This window comes from Flavobacterium sp. ALD4 (genome assembly GCF_002836475.1).
Lineage (GTDB): Bacteria > Bacteroidota > Bacteroidia > Flavobacteriales > Flavobacteriaceae > Flavobacterium.
Genome location: NZ_PJBJ01000029.1, coordinates 62,632 through 82,092, shown reverse-complemented (window position 1 = coordinate 82,092; position 19,461 = coordinate 62,632). Strand labels below are relative to the sequence as shown.

At 36.3% G+C, this 19,461-nt stretch carries 15 protein-coding genes; 8 read left to right on the top strand and 7 right to left on the bottom strand.

Annotation, left to right across the window (positions count from 1 at the left end):
• Positions 1–37: 37 nt before the first annotated feature.
• Entirely contained in the window at positions 38–3,382 is a 3,345-nt protein-coding gene (gene secA / locus CXF59_RS08040; RefSeq protein ID WP_101137310.1) for a preprotein translocase subunit SecA, read from the top strand.
• Between the two features lie 642 nt (positions 3,383–4,024).
• Positions 4,025–5,671: an amidase family protein gene (locus tag CXF59_RS08035; RefSeq protein ID WP_101137309.1), complete on the top strand. Its 1,647-nt coding sequence runs from the start codon at positions 4,025–4,027 to the stop codon at positions 5,669–5,671.
• Between the two features lie 190 nt (positions 5,672–5,861).
• On the opposite strand, the gene CXF59_RS08030 is transcribed toward CXF59_RS08035, so the two are convergent.
• Positions 5,862–6,524: an RNA methyltransferase gene (locus CXF59_RS08030; RefSeq protein ID WP_101137308.1), complete on the bottom strand. Its 663-nt coding sequence runs from the start codon at positions 6,522–6,524 to the stop codon at positions 5,862–5,864.
• Between the two features lie 40 nt (positions 6,525–6,564).
• Positions 6,565–6,936, bottom strand: a complete 372-nt coding sequence (locus CXF59_RS08025) for a hypothetical protein (protein WP_101137307.1) — start codon at positions 6,934–6,936, stop codon at positions 6,565–6,567.
• Positions 6,937–7,033: 97 nt separating this feature from the next.
• On the opposite strand from CXF59_RS08025, the gene CXF59_RS08020 reads away from it, so the two are divergent.
• From CXF59_RS08020 to CXF59_RS08000, 6 genes are all read left to right on the top strand, one after another.
• The gene (locus CXF59_RS08020; RefSeq protein WP_101137306.1) at positions 7,034–7,726 is read left to right on the top strand and encodes an NAD-dependent deacylase; all 693 of its coding nucleotides are present in this window, start codon (positions 7,034–7,036) and stop codon (positions 7,724–7,726) included.
• 280 nt (positions 7,727–8,006) lie between these two features.
• A complete protein-coding gene (purB, locus tag CXF59_RS08015) occupies positions 8,007–9,353 on the top strand; it encodes an adenylosuccinate lyase (RefSeq protein ID WP_101137305.1) in 1,347 nt (448 codons plus the stop codon).
• 156 nt (positions 9,354–9,509) lie between these two features.
• Positions 9,510–9,638 (top strand): hypothetical protein, encoded by a 129-nt coding sequence (locus CXF59_RS15565; protein ID WP_255416306.1) that lies wholly within the window; start codon positions 9,510–9,512, stop codon positions 9,636–9,638.
• 49 nt (positions 9,639–9,687) lie between these two features.
• A complete protein-coding gene (locus CXF59_RS08010; RefSeq protein WP_101137304.1) occupies positions 9,688–11,928 on the top strand; it encodes a cation:proton antiporter in 2,241 nt (746 codons plus the stop codon).
• Between the two features lie 301 nt (positions 11,929–12,229).
• The gene (locus CXF59_RS08005) at positions 12,230–12,700 is read left to right on the top strand and encodes a hypothetical protein (RefSeq protein ID WP_101137303.1); all 471 of its coding nucleotides are present in this window, start codon (positions 12,230–12,232) and stop codon (positions 12,698–12,700) included.
• A 195-nt stretch (positions 12,701–12,895) separates the two neighbouring features.
• A complete protein-coding gene (locus CXF59_RS08000; protein ID WP_101137302.1) occupies positions 12,896–13,201 on the top strand; it encodes a TIGR04104 family putative zinc finger protein in 306 nt (101 codons plus the stop codon).
• A gap of 339 nt (positions 13,202–13,540) precedes the next feature.
• On the opposite strand, the gene guaB is transcribed toward CXF59_RS08000, so the two are convergent.
• From guaB to CXF59_RS07975, 5 genes are all read right to left on the bottom strand, one after another.
• The gene (gene guaB, locus CXF59_RS07995) at positions 13,541–15,013 is read right to left on the bottom strand and encodes an IMP dehydrogenase (RefSeq protein WP_101137301.1); all 1,473 of its coding nucleotides are present in this window, start codon (positions 15,011–15,013) and stop codon (positions 13,541–13,543) included.
• A gap of 201 nt (positions 15,014–15,214) precedes the next feature.
• Positions 15,215–16,612: a DUF5723 family protein gene (locus CXF59_RS07990; protein ID WP_101137300.1), complete on the bottom strand. Its 1,398-nt coding sequence runs from the start codon at positions 16,610–16,612 to the stop codon at positions 15,215–15,217.
• Positions 16,609–17,160, bottom strand: coding sequence for a hypothetical protein (locus CXF59_RS07985; protein WP_101137299.1), 552 nt, complete (start codon positions 17,158–17,160; stop codon positions 16,609–16,611). Before CXF59_RS07985 ends, CXF59_RS07990 begins: the two co-directional genes overlap by 4 nt.
• A gap of 111 nt (positions 17,161–17,271) precedes the next feature.
• Positions 17,272–18,135, bottom strand: a complete 864-nt coding sequence (locus CXF59_RS07980) for a hydroxymethylglutaryl-CoA lyase (RefSeq protein ID WP_101137298.1) — start codon at positions 18,133–18,135, stop codon at positions 17,272–17,274.
• Positions 18,136–18,262: 127 nt separating this feature from the next.
• Positions 18,263–19,282 carry a quinone-dependent dihydroorotate dehydrogenase gene (locus CXF59_RS07975; RefSeq protein ID WP_101137297.1) on the bottom strand — a complete coding sequence of 340 codons (1,020 nt, stop codon included), beginning with the start codon at positions 19,280–19,282 and terminating at the stop codon, positions 18,263–18,265.
• Between the last annotated feature and the right edge of the window lie 179 nt (positions 19,283–19,461).

Sequence of the window (19,461 nt, the reverse complement as noted above, 5' to 3'; positions counted from 1 at the left end):
ATTTACATTTTAAATTAATTAGAAATACAAACATATTATGAGTTTCATAAATAGCATAATTAAAGCCTTTGTCGGAGACAAGTCCGAAAAAGATGTTAAAGCTTTACAACCTTATCTTGAAAAAATCAAGACTTTTGAAAGCAGTCTTATCGCCCTGACAAATGATGAATTAAGAGAGCGCACCGTTTTTTTTAAGGAAAAAATAAAACTGAACCGTGCGGGAATCGACGCTAAAATTGCAGCTCTTAAAGTTGAAGTTGAAGGGATTGAAGATTTTGATAAGAGAGAGGACATATATGTTGAAATCGATACTTTAGAAAAAGATGCTTATGAGTTATCTGAAAAAACGTTATTGGAAATTCTTCCTGAAGCCTTTGCGGTAGTAAAGGAAACAGCAAGGCGTTTCAAAGACAACTCAGAAATTTCAGTAACTGCGACAGCCATGGACAGAGAGTTCTCTGGAAATAAAGCGTATGTAAGCCTTAACGGAGACCAATCAATCTGGCAAAATAAATGGAATGCTGCCGGAAAAGAAATTACTTGGGACATGATTCACTATGATGTTCAATTAATTGGTGGAATGGTACTTCATGAAGGAAAAATTGCAGAGATGCAAACGGGTGAAGGAAAAACATTAGTGGCTACTTTGCCACTATATCTCAATGCGTTAACTGGAAACGGAGTGCATTTAGTAACGGTGAATGATTATTTGGCTAAACGTGATAGCACGTGGAAAGCGCCTTTATTCGAATTTCACGGTATGACTGTTGACTGTATTGACAACCACCAACCAAGTTCTGAAGGAAGAAAAAAAGCATACAATTCTGATATCACATACGGAACAAATAACGAATTTGGTTTTGATTATCTAAGAGATAACATGACACATTCTCCAGAGGACTTAGTGCAAAGAAAACACAATTACGCCATTGTCGATGAAGTCGATTCTGTATTGATTGATGACGCAAGAACTCCTTTGATTATATCCGGTCCAGTACCACAGGGAGATCGTCATGAATTCAATGAATTGAAGCCAAAAATTGAAAATCTAGTAGCTTTACAGCGTCAATTAGCAAATGGTTTTTTATCTGAAGCAAAAAAATTACTTAAAGAAGGAAAAACTAAAGAAGGCGGAGTCCTGCTTCTAAGAGCCTACAGAAGCTTACCTAAAAACAAAGCTTTAATTAAGTTTTTAAGTGAAGAAGGAATCAGACAATTACTTCAAAAAACGGAAAACCAATACATGGCAGATAACAATCGCGAAATGCATAAGATTGATGAAGCATTGTATTTTGTAATTGAAGAAAAAAATAATCAAGTAGAATTAACAGATCACGGAATTAAATTCCTTTCAGGAGATACTGATTCTGACTTTTTTGTTCTTCCAGACATCGGGACTGAAATTGCCGCTATCGAAAAGAAAAAATTAGACAAAGACGCCGAAGCAGAAGAAAAAGAAAAATTATTCCAGGATTTTGGTGTTAAAAGTGAACGTATTCACACTTTGACTCAACTTTTGAAAGCATACAGCCTTTTTGAAAAAGATGTCGAGTATGTAATCATGGACAATAAAATCATGATTGTTGACGAGCAAACGGGTCGTATCATGGACGGACGTCGTTATTCTGATGGATTACACCAAGCGATCGAAGCCAAAGAAAATGTAAAAATCGAGGCTGCAACTCAAACTTTTGCTACCGTTACTTTACAAAATTACTTTAGAATGTACAACAAACTTGCGGGTATGACTGGTACTGCCGTTACTGAAGCAGGTGAGTTATGGACAATATACAAATTGGATGTGGTAGAAATACCTACTAACAGACCAATGGCAAGACAAGATAAAGAGGATTTTATTTATAAAACAACTCGTGAAAAGTTCAATGCCGTTATTGAAGATGTAACCCAATTATCGAATGCAGGAAGACCGGTTCTTATTGGTACTACTTCTGTTGAGATCTCTGAATTATTAAGCCGTATGCTTAAAATGAGAGGTGTTGGGCACAATGTCTTGAATGCAAAAATGCACAAACAAGAAGCGCAAATCGTAGAAGAAGCAGGGAAAGCTGGAGTGGTTACCATTGCAACTAATATGGCGGGTCGTGGAACCGATATTAAATTAAGTGCTGAAGTAAAAGCAGCTGGTGGACTTGCGATTGTAGGCACAGAGCGTCACGATTCGCGTCGTGTTGACAGACAGTTGCGAGGTCGTGCAGGTCGTCAGGGAGATCCAGGTAGTTCACAATTTTATGTTTCTCTTGAAGATAACCTAATGCGTTTGTTTGGTTCTGAAAAAGTAGCCAAAGTAATGGACAGAATGGGACTTGAAGAAGGTGAAGTGATTCAGCATTCTATGATGACAAAATCTATCGAGCGAGCACAGAAAAAAGTGGAAGAAAACAACTTTGGTGTTCGTAAACGTTTGTTGGAATATGATGATGTTATGAATGCGCAACGTGAAGTAGTATACAAACGTCGTCGTCATGCTTTATTTGGAGAACGCTTGAAACTAGATATAGCTAACATGTTATACGATACTTGTGAGTTAATTATCCAAGACACTAAAAGATCCAATGATTTCAAAAATTTTGAGTTTGACCTGATTCGTTACTTCTCTATCACTTCTCCGGTTACTGAGTCGGACTTCATTAGACTGACTGAAATGGAATTGACAGGGAAAGTATATAAAGAAGCTTTAAAATACTATCAAGAGAAAACAGAACGTAGCGCAAGAGAAGCATTCCCTATTATCAAGAATGTATACGAAGATAAAAACAACCAGTTTGAACGTATAGTAGTACCATTTACAGACGGTGTAAAATCATTGAACGTGGTTACTGATCTGAAAAAAGCATATACTTCTGAAGGGAAACAACTTATTGCAGATTTCGAGAAAAACATCACTTTATCTATCGTTGATGAAGCTTGGAAAAAGCACTTACGTAAAATGGATGAATTGAAACAATCAGTTCAACTTGCCGTTCACGAACAAAAAGATCCTTTGCTTATCTATAAATTCGAAGCCTTCAATTTATTCAACAGTATGTTGAATGGAGTTAATAAAGAAGTGATTTCCTTCTTGTTCAAAGGGGATTTGCCACAACAAAGTGCTCCAGAAATTCAAGAAGCTAGAGAAGAAGTTCGTCCAAAAGAAAATTTACAATTAAGTAAAGACGAAATTCCAAATAGTGAAAGTGCAAATCGTGAAGCCGGTGAAACGCAACAACGACAAGTTACTGAAACTATTAAGAGAGATATGCCCAAAATTAATCGTAATGATACCGTTACGATTCAAAACGTGGATAATGGCCAAACTCAAGAAATGAAATTCAAAAAAGCTGAGAGCTTAGTAGCCTCAGGTAAATGGGTTATCGTGAACTAATAATAGTTTAAATACCAACTTCTACTCCCCAATTACTTTCGTAATTGGGGAGTTTTTTTAAAGCTAATCCAATCATTCGTTTTAATCTAGTGGAGCAAAACTTGGTATTAAAGATATTGCAGTATCAAGAAAATTTATCGAATCTAATAAAGAACTACTACTAGAGTTTAAACACTATGGTATAAAAACATATGCTTATCATGTTAATTCTGAACGTGGAATTGACGAAGACCATGTAACGAAATATGAAATGGATTATATCTATATATGGAATATATGCAGATGAATGGCATTTTGAATAAACGTGCTTAACAAAGCCCCAAATGACTCTCGTTTGTCCACTCCGTTTGGTCCTTATCTGCGAGGAGTACCTACTTTAATTAGAAAATGAATTGAAACGTTAGCTCCCCCCTTATTAAACTAAAATTTACTTGCTCGTAACTTCCGACAAAAATGCTTTTTCCGAATTCTGACCTTTTACTTAATTTTAAGTTAGTTTTGTACATAAACTAAAAGTGATTCTTAATAAGAAAAGTCCTAACTTGTCCCCGAGAACAATGGGCTATAGCAACCACTCGGTACAATTGAAGTAAAGCTGGATCTCGTTAACAAAAAAATACAACACTATAGTAACCATTTCCTATGAAAAAAACAATCCTTATCTTATTATTTCTTACGCTTGCTTGTGCGCGAAAACCCCAAACTACAATAGCGCCCTGGGTTCCTTACGATGAATCCAAAGAGTTAGCAGAAACTGCAGGTAATGAGTCCATAAAATTGCGCTTCAAACTTATTCAATCAAGAGTTTTGGATAAAAACGCAATTTGGAAAAACGTTGCCGACCAGATAAGGAATTTTTCAGAAGAGGATTATCAAAAGTTAAAGCCTTTAATTCAGGAACAAAACATCCCTACTATCCAATCACATATCCAAGATGGCAGCCTTACTTACGAAACACTCACACAATGGTATTTGTACCGAATTGTAAAATACGAGAATAACAAAAATGAATACCTGAACAATATAATAGCTATTAATCCAGAAGCTGTTAATGAAGCTCGCAAAAGAGATAAGAACAAATCAAGTCAAGATCACCCTATCTATGGCATGCCAATTCTCTTAAAAGACAACATCAATTTTGAGGGATTACCCACCACAGCGGGAACTGAACTATTAAGAAATAATGAAGCTGCAGATGCATTTATAGTCAAACGGATAAAGGAAAAAGGCGGCATCATCTTAGGTAAAGCTAATCTAAGTGAATGGGCAAATTTTCTTTGCCTAGAGTGCCCTAATGGCTATAGTGCAGTGGGTGGCCAAACACTAAACCCCTATGGGCGAAAAAAATTCGACACTGGAGGATCAAGCTCTGGTAGCGCTTCTTCTATAGCTGCTAACTATGCAGCAGCAGCAGTAGGAACTGAAACTTCGGGATCCATCCTTTCTCCTTCAAGTTCAAATTCTATTGTGGGTCTGAAGCCAACAACTGGTTTGCTAAGCCGTTCCGGTATTGTACCCCTGTCTAGCACATTAGATGCCCCAGGACCAATGACAAAAAACGTTATCGACAGCGCCATATTAGTTTCAGTCATGACTGGTGAGGACAGTGCCGATATAGTCACTAAAAACAGTCCTAAAAACAATAAAAGATATTGGGAAGAACTACAAACTGGAAGTCTAAAAGGCGTAAGATTTGGTGTAAACAAAACCTTTTTAGAGGATTCCATTTATAAGCTCAATGTAGAAAAGATAGTGTCTTTAGGAGGTATTGCAATCGAATTTGAGCCTGCAAAAATAGATTTGGAAGGATTTGGCACTTTACTTAATGCTGACATGAGAATTGATCTTCCAAATTATTTAAAACAGTATTCATCTAAAGAATTGACTTTACGAACCGTCTCTGATATTGTCGCTTACAATAAGCAAGATAGTTTAAATAAAATCCCTTACGGTCAAGGTCGTTTTGAAAAAATTATTGACACTAATCTTAGCGTGAAAGAGTTAGATCAATTGAGAGTAAAATTACATGATGCAGGCGTCGCGCTTTTTGAAAAGACTATGACAGAGCACCAACTTGATATCATCTTATCTATCAATAATTGGAATGCAGGCGAGGCAGCAGCTGCTAACTATCCATGTCTAACTGTTCCAATGGGATATACCGCAACCGGGCAACCTATTGGTATTACATTCATAAGTAGACCATTTCAAGAAGAGATGCTACTGAAAATTGGATATGCATTTGAACAAGAGACTAAAGCCAGAAAGTTACCTACCGATTATAAGTAATATTAAGGTTAAACAGCATACAATAAATGCTAAAAAAGGGCTAGACGATCCTTCAAAAAAAATACTTTTTTTGAAGGATCGTTTTTAGGAATATCGCTATTAATCTCCAAGACACCAAAAGTACTTAATATGATCGCTCCCGGCACTGCGAAGAGTTTGGCCCTAGGAATCAATCCAATAAAAAAATAAATTATATTGGATTTTCTTCAAAATATCGCGCTTCAATTCGTTTGATATCTTTAATGGAATTCTTGGCCCAAGCCAAACGTTTTTCTAGCATTTCTTCTTCAGATAAATGCCAGTCAATGTTGGAGTGCCGCAATCTATTTGTTAGGTTTTGAATGATAATTGCTGCAGAAACAGAGATATTCAAACTCTCCGTAAAACCTACCATGGGAATTTTAAGAAAACCATCCGCACGCTGTAAAATTTCTTCAGACAATCCATCTCTCTCCGTCCCAAAAAATAAGGCAGTAGGTTTTGAAATATCAAAATCTTCTAATAAGCAATCATTATCATGGGGTGTTGTAGCGATGATTTGGTATCCTTTAGTTTTCAAAGTATCGACACAGTCCGTTATACTATCATAGGTATTGATATCAACCCACTTCTGAGCGCCCATGGCTATTTCCTTATCGATACTTTTCCCATAACGTTGCTCGATAACATTAAGTTCTTGGATTCCAAAAACTTCACAACTGCGCATCACCGCACTGGTATTGTGCATTTGAAAAATGTCTTCGACAGCAATAGTGAAATGATTTGTCCTGTTTTCCAATACTTTCAGGAATTTCTCTTTGCGGTTGTCAGTCAGGATATTTTCAAGGAAATTAAGGTAATCTAAATCAATCATTGAGAAATTTTTTTTGCAAAAATAGTAAAAACAAGAGGTTTTACTGGTCAAAAACTGAATCAATAATTCTCGAAAAAATAGCTTCGCCTAAAGTTTCTTTTTTAACTTCTGGGAAGACGGGATCTTTCTTAATATTCTTCATTTCGTTACCTAATAATCGCTTTGTATTGTCCATAGAATAGTAATTCCGCGAATTGATGTTGAAAACATTTAATCCAGGCATCGGATTATAAAGAGAAAACGGAGTTTCTAGTTTCGAAAAATTAAACGATATTTTATTTGCTTCAAAATGGCTGAAATTTAAATCTAAAGAATCGTCCTCAAATTTTACCCTATTCAAAGAAGAATTAGTATTTTGGGAATATGAAACCCCAGTAATTATAAATAGGAAAAGGAAATATATTTTATTCATTTAGCTTCTTTTAAAAAAGTAATTTTAATCCAAATTTAGAAAATACATTTCAACAAAATCATAAATTCGTAAATAAGAAGATAATTCAAGTAATAAAATGAAAAAGATATTAGTTGTATTGACCGGAGCGGGAATCAGTGCTGAAAGTGGTATAAAAACTTTTCGCGACAGCGATGGCCTTTGGGAAGGACATAATGTTCAAGATGTAGCCACTCCCGAGGGATGGTATAAAAACCCCGCTTTGATTCTTGATTTTTACAATCAAAGGCGAAAACAACTTAAAGAGGTTCAACCCAATTTAGCACATCAGATTTTGGTTGAATTAGAAGCTCATTTTGACGTTTTTGTGATTACACAAAATGTAGATGATTTACACGAACGCGCAGGAAGTAAAAATGTACTGCATTTGCATGGCGAATTATTGAAAGTACGTAGTACAAAAAACATCAATTATATTTTGGATTGGACAGAAGACCTGAATTTTGGTCATTTGGATAATAATCAAAATCAATTGCGTCCGCATATTGTTTGGTTTGGTGAAGAAGTTCCTGCACTAGAAGAAGCTGTTTCTATCACAGAAACTGCCGATTATTTTGCCGTTATCGGCACCTCTCTACAGGTCTATCCTGCGGCTGGATTAATCGATTTCACAAATGCTAAAACGCCCATTTACTATATTGATCCAAAGCCTATAAAAATTCCAAATTTGAGAAATCAACTCCATGTAATTCCAGAAGTCGCCTCTGAAGGAATGAAACTATTGAAAAAGGAGCTTATGGAGCTTATTTAAAAAACATATAGTTGACAAGACTAAAAATCAAACACCCATTGCACTAATTTTCACAATTTAAATTCTGTTTTAATTATTTTATGCTGGAAAAAACGCTGAGACAGTAAAGCGATAAACACTAAAACGCATCGTTTTAAATATAGCGCCAATAACGTTAATACTGACGCTGTGAATTACTGCCTAGAAAAATCACCCTTTAAATTGCAAAAAACTTCTAACTTGTAACCCCTAACTTCTAACTTCTCTTTATATTTGTGCCTTTCGAACAAACAACACTAAAATGACTACTTTAAACGAATTGAATGCTATTTCTCCAATTGACGGAAGATATAGAAACAAGACTCTTTCTTTGGCTCCTTTTTTCTCGGAAGAAGCGTTAATCAAGTACCGCGTACTAGTTGAAATTGAATATTTCATTGCTTTGTGCGAAGTGCCGTTGCCACAATTAAAAGGAGTAAATCCTACTCTTTTTGATACCTTAAGAAATATCTATAAAAACTTCTCGACTGAAGACGCACTTTGGATCAAAGAAACGGAGAAAGTGACCAACCACGATGTAAAAGCCGTAGAGTACTTTATCAAGGATGCCTTCGAAAAATTAGGCTTGTCTCAGTATAAAGAATTCATCCATTTTGGATTGACTTCCCAAGACATCAATAATACGGCAATTCCTCTTTCTACAAAAGAAGCGTTCGAGAAAGTATATATGCCTTCACTAATTACTTTGACTTCAAAATTGAAAGATTTAAGTATCGAATGGGCCGCCATTCCGATGCTGGCACGTACACACGGACAACCGGCCTCTCCTACCCGTTTGGGTAAAGAAATTGGCGTTTTTGTGGAACGTTTAGAAGAGCAAATGCGTTTGTTGTTCAATATCCCTTTCGCCGCTAAATTTGGTGGTGCAACTGGTAATTACAATGCACACCATGTAGCGTATCCACAAATCGACTGGAGAAAATTTGGCGGTACCTTTGTAGAAGAAAACCTAGGATTACACCACTCTTTCCCAACTACACAAATCGAGCATTACGATCATTTTGCAGCATTTTTTGATGCTTTAAAAAGAATCAATACCATCATCATAGATTTAGACAGAGACATATGGACTTATGTTTCTATGGAATATTTCAAACAAAAAATCAAAGCGGGAGAAATAGGATCATCGGCTATGCCACACAAGGTAAACCCGATTGACTTTGAAAACTCTGAAGGAAATTTAGGAATAGCGAATGCTATTTTCGAACATCTTTCGGCTAAACTGCCATTGTCAAGATTACAACGTGATTTGACTGACAGTACGGTGTTAAGAAACATAGGAGTTCCCATGGGCCATACTTTAATCGGTTTTGAATCTACTTTGAAAGGACTAAATAAATTGTTATTGAACGAGCCAAAATTCCACGAAGATTTAGAAAAAAATTGGGCTGTAGTTGCTGAAGCGATTCAAACAATTTTACGTCGCGAAGCCTATCCTAATCCTTATGAAGCATTAAAAGGCTTAACCAGAACGAATGAAGCGATTGATAAAAAAGCGATCCATGGTTTTATTGCCACATTAGAAGTGTCTGAAGAAGTGAGAGCAGAATTAATGCAAATCACACCCAGTAATTTCGTAGGAATTTAATAGCAATACAAGAGAATAGTAAATTCTTACTTTATATTTCTTTCAATATCATAAAAATAAATCGGCGATCTGCTATTTTAAAGCAAATAACTATAAAAAAAGCTATCTTTAACGGTAGCTTTTTTTTTGCCAATTCTTTTATTTAAACTGATTGACATGAAAAATTGGGAAAGTCTAGCCCAAACTGCAATGGAAAGCCTTGCAGGAGAAAAATTATCTTTATGGCAAATTGTAGAGCGACCAAAGGAAGCTCGTGCAAATGCTACACATAAAAAAGATTTTTAGACTACAGCTTGAAATGGAAGGCTGGAAATAGCTCCTAAAAAAATAAAATATGAGTACTGTAGCAACAGTTGCTGAAGCATCACAACATTTAGAACCCTTAATAAGTGACTTAGGATTAATTCTAATGACTGCTGGTATTGCTGTATTAATCTTTAAAAAACTAAAACAACCCTTAGTTTTAGGGTATTTGATAGCTGGTTTTCTAGCTGGAACACATTTTGATTTCTTTCCGTCCGTAAAAGACGTTAAGAGTGTTGAAGTCTGGGCAGAAATTGGGGTTATCATTTTACTATTTAGCCTCGGACTTGAATTTAGTTTTAAGAAACTGATGAAAGTGGGCGGCACCGCCTCCATAACCGCTATTACCCAGATTATCACCATGGTATTGATGGGTTTTTTAGTTGGGCAATGGATGGGCTGGAAACAAATGGACAGCATTTTTTTAGGAGTAATCCTCTCAATTTCCTCCACTACAATTATTCTTAAGACCTTTGAAGAACTGGGCGTAAAGGCTCAAAAATTTGCGGGAATAGTGATCGGTTCCCTCATTGTTCAGGATATTGTAGCCATCTTAATGATGGTTCTATTATCTACCGTGGCAGTAAGTCAGCAATTTTCAGGGACTGAGTTAGTGCTGTCCGTACTGAAACTGATTTTCTTCCTAACAATTTGGTTTGTCAGCGGGATATTTTTCATTCCTACCCTACTCAAAAAAGCTAAACATTTACTAACGGATGAGATGATGTTAATTATCTCACTTGCACTCTGTCTGATGATGGTAATTTTAGCCTCTAATGTTGGATTCTCTCCTGCCCTAGGTGCCTTTATCATGGGGTCTATCATTGCCGAAACTACGCAGGCGGAACATATTGAACATTTAATCAAGCCCGTAAAAGACTTATTTGGAGCCATCTTTTTCGTATCAGTCGGAATGTTAATCGATCCGGCCACGCTATATGAATATGCGTTTCCTGTCCTTATTTTAACTTTAATCACCATCTTCGGACAGTCCATCAGCTCCACTATTGGTGCTTTAATTTCAGGACAGCCTTTAAAACAATCCATACAAACGGGAATGAGTTTAGCGCAAATTGGAGAATTCTCCTTTATTATTGCCACTTTAGGAATGACCATGAATGTCACCAGTAATTTCCTATATCCTGTTATCGTGGCGGTATCTGCAATTACGACCTTCACCACCCCTTTCATGGTAAAAATGGCTACTCCTTTTTCAGAGTTTTTAGAACGAAAGTTACCCCGAAAATGGTTAAAAAAAATAGCACGCTACAGCACGAACACGCAAGCCATTAAATCAGCGACTACGTGGCAAGTTGTGTTACGCACCACTATGTTACAAATAGTAATACATACCATAATCATAACCGCAATTATCCTGCTGTCATCCAAATTTGTTTTGCCGTTAGTGGAAAGCTCAAAATTTGGGAATGCTACTGCAGCGCTAATTACCATTATTATTATTTCCCCGTTTTTATGGGCACTCGCCTTACGCCGTGTTGCCGTCAAAGAAGTGGAAATCCTACGTCAGGAGCGTAAATACAGAGGACCTATCATGATGATGGTTTTATTTAGAATAGGATTAGCGACATTTTATATTGGTTTCTTACTGAACATCTTCTTCTCTCCGCTGGTCGCTTTCTTCGCTTTAATTATTGCCGTTTCTGTTTATATCTTTTTCCCAAAGAAATTACACCGTCAATATATTAGAATTGAAAATCATTTTCTGCAGAATTTCAACAATCGGGAAATTCTAAAAACAAATAGAAGGTATGCAAATTTAACCCCATGGGATGGTCACATGAGTACCTTTAGTATTGCCAAAGAGTCAAACATCGCAGGTAGTACCTTGAAAGAATTGCGTTTACGGGAGGAGATGGGAATTAATATTGCCTTTATAAAAAGAGGAGAGATAATGGTGAAAATCCCTACCAAAAATGAGCGCTTGTTTCCTGGCGATGAAATTTGCGTCATCGGTACGGATGCACAGGTAAAAGAATTCAAGACCTATCTACATCAACACGAATTTGAAGCGCCTAAAAATATTGAAAAAACGGAAATTACCCTACAACAACTGGAATTAAATAAAGAAGAATTGATAGGGAAAAGCATCAGCGAATCCCGTATTAGAGAAAAAGCGAACGGTATGGTCGTGGGTATCGAAAGAAACGGGAAACGACTGTTGAACCCGGAATCTGATTTAATATTACAGAAAAATGATATTTTATGGGTGGTGGGTGATAAAAAGAGAATGAGCAAATTCTTTAAAGATTAAGTTTCGGGAAATGAGTTTCGGCAATAATGAATAGTATTCCTGACTCCTAATTCAGTTATTACCTTATACTTAATCCATGGCGCCTCAAACTTCCACTGCGTTAATGGCATAAAATTATATAGTTTTTCTATAATTACTTCGTGCTTTGCACTACTAACAATCAGCTACAGACAAATAAAGCGAACCGGGACGGTAGCCCCCTCTTTAAAATTAACAAGTAGATGTTTATAAATTGACTCTGGAAAATTAAAAAAGTTGTATATATTTGATGTTATCTACTAGTTATACAATATATTAAGAAATGAGAAGTAAAAAAGCAATATCGATTTTAACAGAACAATCAGAAAAATTAAAAACATTAGAGCTATTTACAACTCATAATTGGACAGTTGAAACTAGAACTTACTTAACAGAATTTTTCGGCAAAGAAAGTTATCAATCGGAACATTTTAGAATGAATCTAACTGATATTAAATCTGAACAAAAAAAAGAGCAAATAATTAGTTTCTTAAAAGATTGCGTTAATATTATTTCAAATAAAGGTCTGTACAAACAGCCTACCGAAAATTGGTTTTCTAAATTACCAGATTGGACAATTAATTTAGGATTACCAGCTTTATGCTTTATTTCATTTGGAGTTGGAATATTATTTACTAATAATAACAACTATGAATTAAGAAAAGAAAATAAAGAACTGACAGAAAAGTTACTTCTTATATCTTCCGACGCCCTAACCAATAATAAAAACTTGAGCAATAGCCCAAAAAAATAATATTTGTTTCATATTATAATAAATTAAAATACATTGTATAACAGCCATTTAGCAAGCTTGTGGTTTTAGTGGAATTGCCGTTTCTAAAGAACTTTTCCGTTAAACAGAAAATATAATTTTCATAACTCCACAACCTAGCTAAGTGGCAAACCGTTGTGTGTAATTTAAAGAAAAGTAAAAAATAATAATAGAAAAATGGAAAAGTGCAAAAAATGTAAAACAACTGTTTCTTCAAAATTAATTTTCAAATCCTTTTGGAAAGGATACAAAAACTTTTCCTGTTCGAATTGTCAAACACAGTATGAATTTACTGATAAGGATAGATTGATTGGTGGAGTTGTAATTGGAATTTCGATTTTCTTTTCTGGTTTAATCATGAGTTTCTCTGAATTAGAAATTGTATCGAAATTAACGTTAGGATTATTTTCAATGGCATTTGCATGTATCGCATTGAGTGCTTTGAGTATATCATTTTTTACATTTCAATTGAATAAAAAATAAACTACACACAACAAGTACTATACATGAAAAGATATTTAAAAATAGTAACTGAATCAATAACTGCACACAACCGCCATTTTGAGCTAGCTGGAATTTAGTGGGATTGACTTCTCGCTTCACGTTTTCATTCAACCTAAAAATTAGTAGTTACGAAGTTCGCCACTTCGTATAGCGCCCTAGCATTGTACAAAAAATCAAATAACAAATAACTACGTACTACCAATTACGTTTTGCTTGTCGTGAAAATTCAACCATTAAACGTACGCAAAATAAACAAAAAAAAGCTGTCTAAAGTGGTAACACTTTAGACAGCTTTTATATTCTACTCTATTCTCTTACTTATCTCGAGTAATTTGGAGATTCTTTTGTAATCGTTACGTTATGCGGGTGACTTTCGTTGATACCACTTGCAGTGATACGAACAAAACGTCCCGTTTCTTGTAAGGTTGGAATGTCTTTAGAACCACAGTATCCCATTCCTGCGCGAAGGCCTCCAATGAACTGAAGCATACTTTCGTTTAATTCTCCTTTGTAAGGCACACGTCCCACAATTCCTTCAGGAACTAGTTTCTTTACATCATCTTCTACATCTTGGAAATAACGGTCTTTAGAACCACCTTCCATTGCTTCCACAGATCCCATTCCGCGGTAGGACTTAAATTTTCTTCCTTCAAAAATAATAGTTTCTCCAGGAGATTCTTTAGTACCTGCAAGAAGCGATCCTAGCATAACACAATCAGCACCTGCAGCAATTGCTTTAGGAATGTCTCCTGTGTAGCGAATTCCTCCATCAGCAATTACCGGAACTCCAGTCCCTTTTAATGCTGCTGCAACTTCAAGAACTGCAGAAAATTGAGGGAAACCAACACCAGCAACGATACGTGTAGTACAAATTGAACCAGGTCCAATTCCTACTTTTACACCATCGGCACCGTTTTCAACAAGGAACAGTGCGGCTTCAGGAGTCGCAATATTGCCTACAATCACATCTATTTGAGGGAATTTATTTTTTACTTCTTTCAACGTATTTACCACACCTTGCGTATGCCCGTGAGCCGTATCAATAATTATAGCATCAACACCCGCATTTACTAAAGCTGTCGCTCTTTCTAATGCGTCACCCGTCACGCCTATAGCTGCTGCTACGCGCAAACGTCCGTAAACGTCTTTATTACCATTTGGTTTTTGCGTTAATTTAGTGATATCTCTGAACGTGATTAAACCCACTAATTTGCCTTCTTTATTTATAACCGGAAGTTTCTCGATTTTATGCCCTTGTAAAACTACTTCGGCCTGTTCTAATGAAGTTCCTTCGGCAACGGTAACTAAATTTACACTTGTCATCACCTCAATAATAGGTCTTGCATTGTTTTTCTCAAAACGCAAATCTCTATTGGTTACAATTCCTTTTAATCGGTGCTCTTCATCGATGATTGGAATACCGCCAATTCCGTATTCTTTCATTGCGTTTTTAGCATCCGCCACTTTAGCAGTAAGCGGCAAAGTAACAGGGTCGATAATCATACCTGACTCCGCACGTTTTACTTTACGTACTTTGGCAGCTTGTTGCTCGATTGTCATATTTTTATGCAAAACACCTATCCCACCTTCTTGAGCCATAGCAATTGCCATAGCACTTTCAGTAACGGTATCCATAGCAGCGGATACAATAGGAACGTTAAGCGTTATATTTCTTGAAAATTTTGTTTGGATACTTACCTCTCGAGGAAGCACATTGGAATAATTAGGTACTAATAATACATCATCGTACGTTAAACCTTCGCCGATAATCTTGGAGTTATGTGCTATCATGTTGCAATTGTAGTTGAATTGCGTGCAAATATAGCAAATTATTTTGATTTAAAAAAGTGAAAGACCAAGGTTGTAAAAACAGACAACAATACAAGAAAACGATCCTGCAAATTTCAACCGATCTTCCTTAAAACCAATTCCTTCTACACTATGAAAAGGCTGCATTGAATTGGCAGATTAGGCCCTGAAGAAAAAACCCGCTTAGTAGGGCGAATCACTGTCTTTGAAAATAAAGTTAAATCCAAATTGAAAGGACAAGCTGTTGGCTTTCGCCAAATCTCGGTATTCTAAAAGATTGTCTGCCATTACATATAGATTGAATTTCCCTAACGTACTTGACAGCCCTAAACCTATATTTTTATACGAATAGGAATCTACGGTATAGGTTGCCTTCATCTGTAGTTTATCGAGAATATTCCTTCTATAATATCCAGTCAATGCCATTATGGGCGCTCTGGGGGTGGTCATTACAAACAGCTGTGCCCCCACTGCATTTTTATAATCCGATTCCGTTCCGATGCAATTACAGTCTCCTCCCCCTCTTGAATCATTGAAAGAATACTGATACGAACTGTTGATTTTCATAGGCCTCCAAGTCGTATATCCGTTGTAAACGGTATCTAACGGAATTGCGTTCTTAAACTGCTCATAGGCGTTGTCTGGGGCGTCAGTACTATTAAAATTGGGGTTTATGCCCTCATATTTATAATAGCCTTTGTACGTAAATGTTTCAACATCTTTGCTGTGCTTAATAAATCCGACATCAAGGATACTGGCTGTAATCTGAATGTTCTTTTTAGGATAATAGGTTAGTCCCAAATCAAATCCAAGTCCCAAATCCCCGCCAAATAAAGCCTTCTTTCTGATATCGCCGGCTGCATCTCCTTCATAACCTTCGGCAATATATTCTGAAATTCCGGAGGTGTTCAATTGCATATCAGAATAAATGGCTTGGTCGTACACTGTAGTTGCGGCAGGAATAGTATAGACATACCCTGAGTTTTTAGTCGAAGTCGCATTAAAAGGACTCCTATAAATTTTGGCTCTGCCCCCAAGAACAAGTCTATCGGTTACATTTTTGTGGAAACCCACATGCAGTACAGAAAGCATCTCAGCCCTTAAACTCAAATCTCCTAAATTAAATGATTTGCCCAAGTAATCCCTGTTCCCGTCCAATGCAAGTATCGCTATGTCCTTAGGCATATACATCAGGAAGTCAAATTCCTGATACATTCCAAACGAAAGGTACCCTTTATTTTCCAACCAGTCCCCCAATTTAAAACCGCCACTAAATAGTTCTATTTGCTCATTGATAGCCAAATTATCCTGTCGCGAAGAGCGGTATACCACATCACGCAGTTTTGTATTAAAATCCACTCCATTATCTGCAAATAAATCATAAGCTGAAAAACTGCTCGATCCGGCACTAACAGAAATACCCGACAATAATGGAACACCAAAATAAAATTTATAACTGATATCAGCACCCGGATTAGTCATTAAAGACTGGGGTACTGCCGTGAAATTGTATAAGATTTGTTTGTTTTGGGACAGGCAACTAATCGACAGCAGCAGTAAAAATAAATATGTTTTTCTCATTCTATCACGAGATAAGCAGTTGCACTTGAGCGCAATTTTAAACTTCCGGGGTTAGTTGTGTTTAAAGCTGGACCAGCTCCCATTCTTATAACAAACATCATTCTCCTTGCTCTTTTCAACAAATCGAGATTAGTATTCTTAAAACTTTCTGTTTGCATTACTAAATCTTCAGTTCCTGAAAAAGCAGGAACATCAAAACGATTAGCGTACACCGGTTGGTCATTTACATCCAATAATCGGATATCGACAGTAAAAGACCTATTAATGGTATTATTGATTTCAAAGAAGAAGTCGGCTCGTCTTAAATTCTTTCGAAAAAAAGAATCCCGAAAAACATCAAAATCTTGCGCGTCAAAAATGACATTCTGCTCCGTTCCGTTCTCAATAAATTCATTAGCGGGGATGTCAAAATAAGTCAGATTTGCAATGAAAACGGGATCTGCTTTGATGTCGTTAACTTGATTAAAATCCAAATCACTGCTACATGAAAAAGAGAGCAGTGCAAGTAGAAGTAGTACTAAAATTTTATTTGGGTGGTATTGATTCATAATAAAATTATAAGCGTCAAAAATAAAGCATTGATTTTAATAATAACGTTGTAGCCGTAAACTTATTATCACTTTTATATAGTGATCCTGTGCTTTTATCCTTTATCGTCTTTAATGAAACTCTCCAAACAAGTTAGAAGCCTCATTGTAAGCACTTTCAAAGCTTAATGGATTTAAATTGGTGTTTTCTTTATTGGCAGTAAAATAAGACAGTAACTTTTCTGTCGGCATATTTCCAGTTAAATCATCTTTAGCCATAGGACAGCCTCCAAATCCCTGAATAGCGCCATCAAATCTTCGGCAACCCGCATGATAAGCAGCATCTATTTTCTCGAACCATTTATCTGGCGTGGTATGCAAGTGAGCTCCAAACTCAATTTCGGGGTATTGTGGAATCAAATTGGAGAACAAATAACTGATTACGTCAGGAGTAGAATTGCCGACAGTATCAGAAAGTGACAAAGTTTTCACTCCCATGTTTGATAATTTTTCGGTCCAATCTGCCACAATTTCTACATTCCAAGGATCACCATATGGATTTCCAAAGCCCATCGACAAATAAGCAACTACTTCCTTATTTGTTTTATCGGCAATTTCAAGGATTTCTTGCAAGGTAACCAGGGACTCCGCAATGGTTTTGTGGGTATTCCGCATCTGAAAATTTTCAGAAATCGAAAAAGGATATCCTAAATATTGAATTTCAGCATGCTCCGAAGCCGTTTTCGCTCCTCTGGTATTGGCAATAATAGCCAATAGTTTGCTTTTTGTTTGCGACAAATCTAATTGCGCAAGTACAGCAGCGGTATCCTGCATCTGCGGAATCGCTTTAGGCGAGACAAAACTCCCAAAATCGATGGAGTCAAAGCCTACCCTCAATAAAGATTGAATGTATGCAACTTTCCTTTCAGTTGGGATGAATGGCTTAATGCCTTGCATGGCATCACGTGGACATTCTATAATTTTTATTGGCTCCATAGATTTTCAAAGATAAGAAAACTTGCAAAGTAGCAAAGGGTATGATTATAAAATTTTATAGTAAATAAAAATGCGTAATTCTCAGTGAAGAATTACGCATTTTGATAATAATGTAAACTAATCACGATTACATGCGGCTTAGAATCTTTTGATTTATGGCTTTCACCAAAGCTGGTCCTTCATAGATGAAACCGGTATATAATTGTACCAAACTGGCACCTGCCTCGAGTTTCTCTATCGCATCATCTGCAGAATGGATTCCTCCCACACCAATAATCGGAAAAGCTTTATTGCTTTTTACAGATAGAAAACGAATCACTTCAGTAGAACGACTTGTTAATGGCTTCCCTGACAACCCACCCATTTCTGTTTTATTTTGAGACTGCAAGCCTTCACGAGAAATAGTCGTATTAGTGGCTATAACTCCTGCAATTTCTGTTTGCTTCACTATATCTATAATATCTAGTAATTGATCATCGGTCAAATCAGGAGCAATTTTAAGCAGTATAGGTTTCTGTTTTGGCTTTGCCAAATTCTTGTTTTGTAAAGTTTGCAGCAATTGAGTCAGTGGTTCTTTGTCTTGTAAAGCGCGAAGATTAGGGGTGTTAGGTGAACTCACATTCACCGCAAAATAATCGACATAATCAAACAAGGCATCAAAACAAATTTCATAATCCAAAGTGGCATCTTCGTTTGACGTCAGTTTGTTTTTACCAATATTGCCTCCAATTAAAACTCCTGTATTTTTTTTCAATCGTTCCACTACCTCCAATACACCTCCGTTATTAAAGCCCATTCGGTTAATAATAGCTGAATCTTCTTTAAGACGGAACAAGCGCTTTTTTGGATTTCCTTCTTGCCCTTTTGGCGTAAGCGTACCTATCTCAATGAACCCAAAACCAAAGTTGGACAATTCTTTATACAACTTAGCGTCTTTATCAAAACCAGCGGCAAGTCCTACCGGATTTTTAAACTTTAGCCCAAACACCTCGGTCTCTAATCTCCTGTCTTTGACCTTATAAAGCGATTTAAATATTAAAGAGACCCCTGGTATTTTGGACAAAATCCGAATCAAGGAAAAAGTAAAATAATGCACTTTTTCTGGGTCAAACCAAAAAAGGATGCGACGAATAAGTAATTTATACATAAGTGTTTTGTTGTGTACTGCAAAAATACCACTATCCCGCCGATAAATAAATATTTGGAAACTATAATTTATAAATCATTTCATTTGACAAGCCGACTATTGTAAAACCTAAATTTTATTTAAATTTGCTTTTCACACAGAAACACAAGCAACGAACTGTTCTCTTTACTTGATGCTTT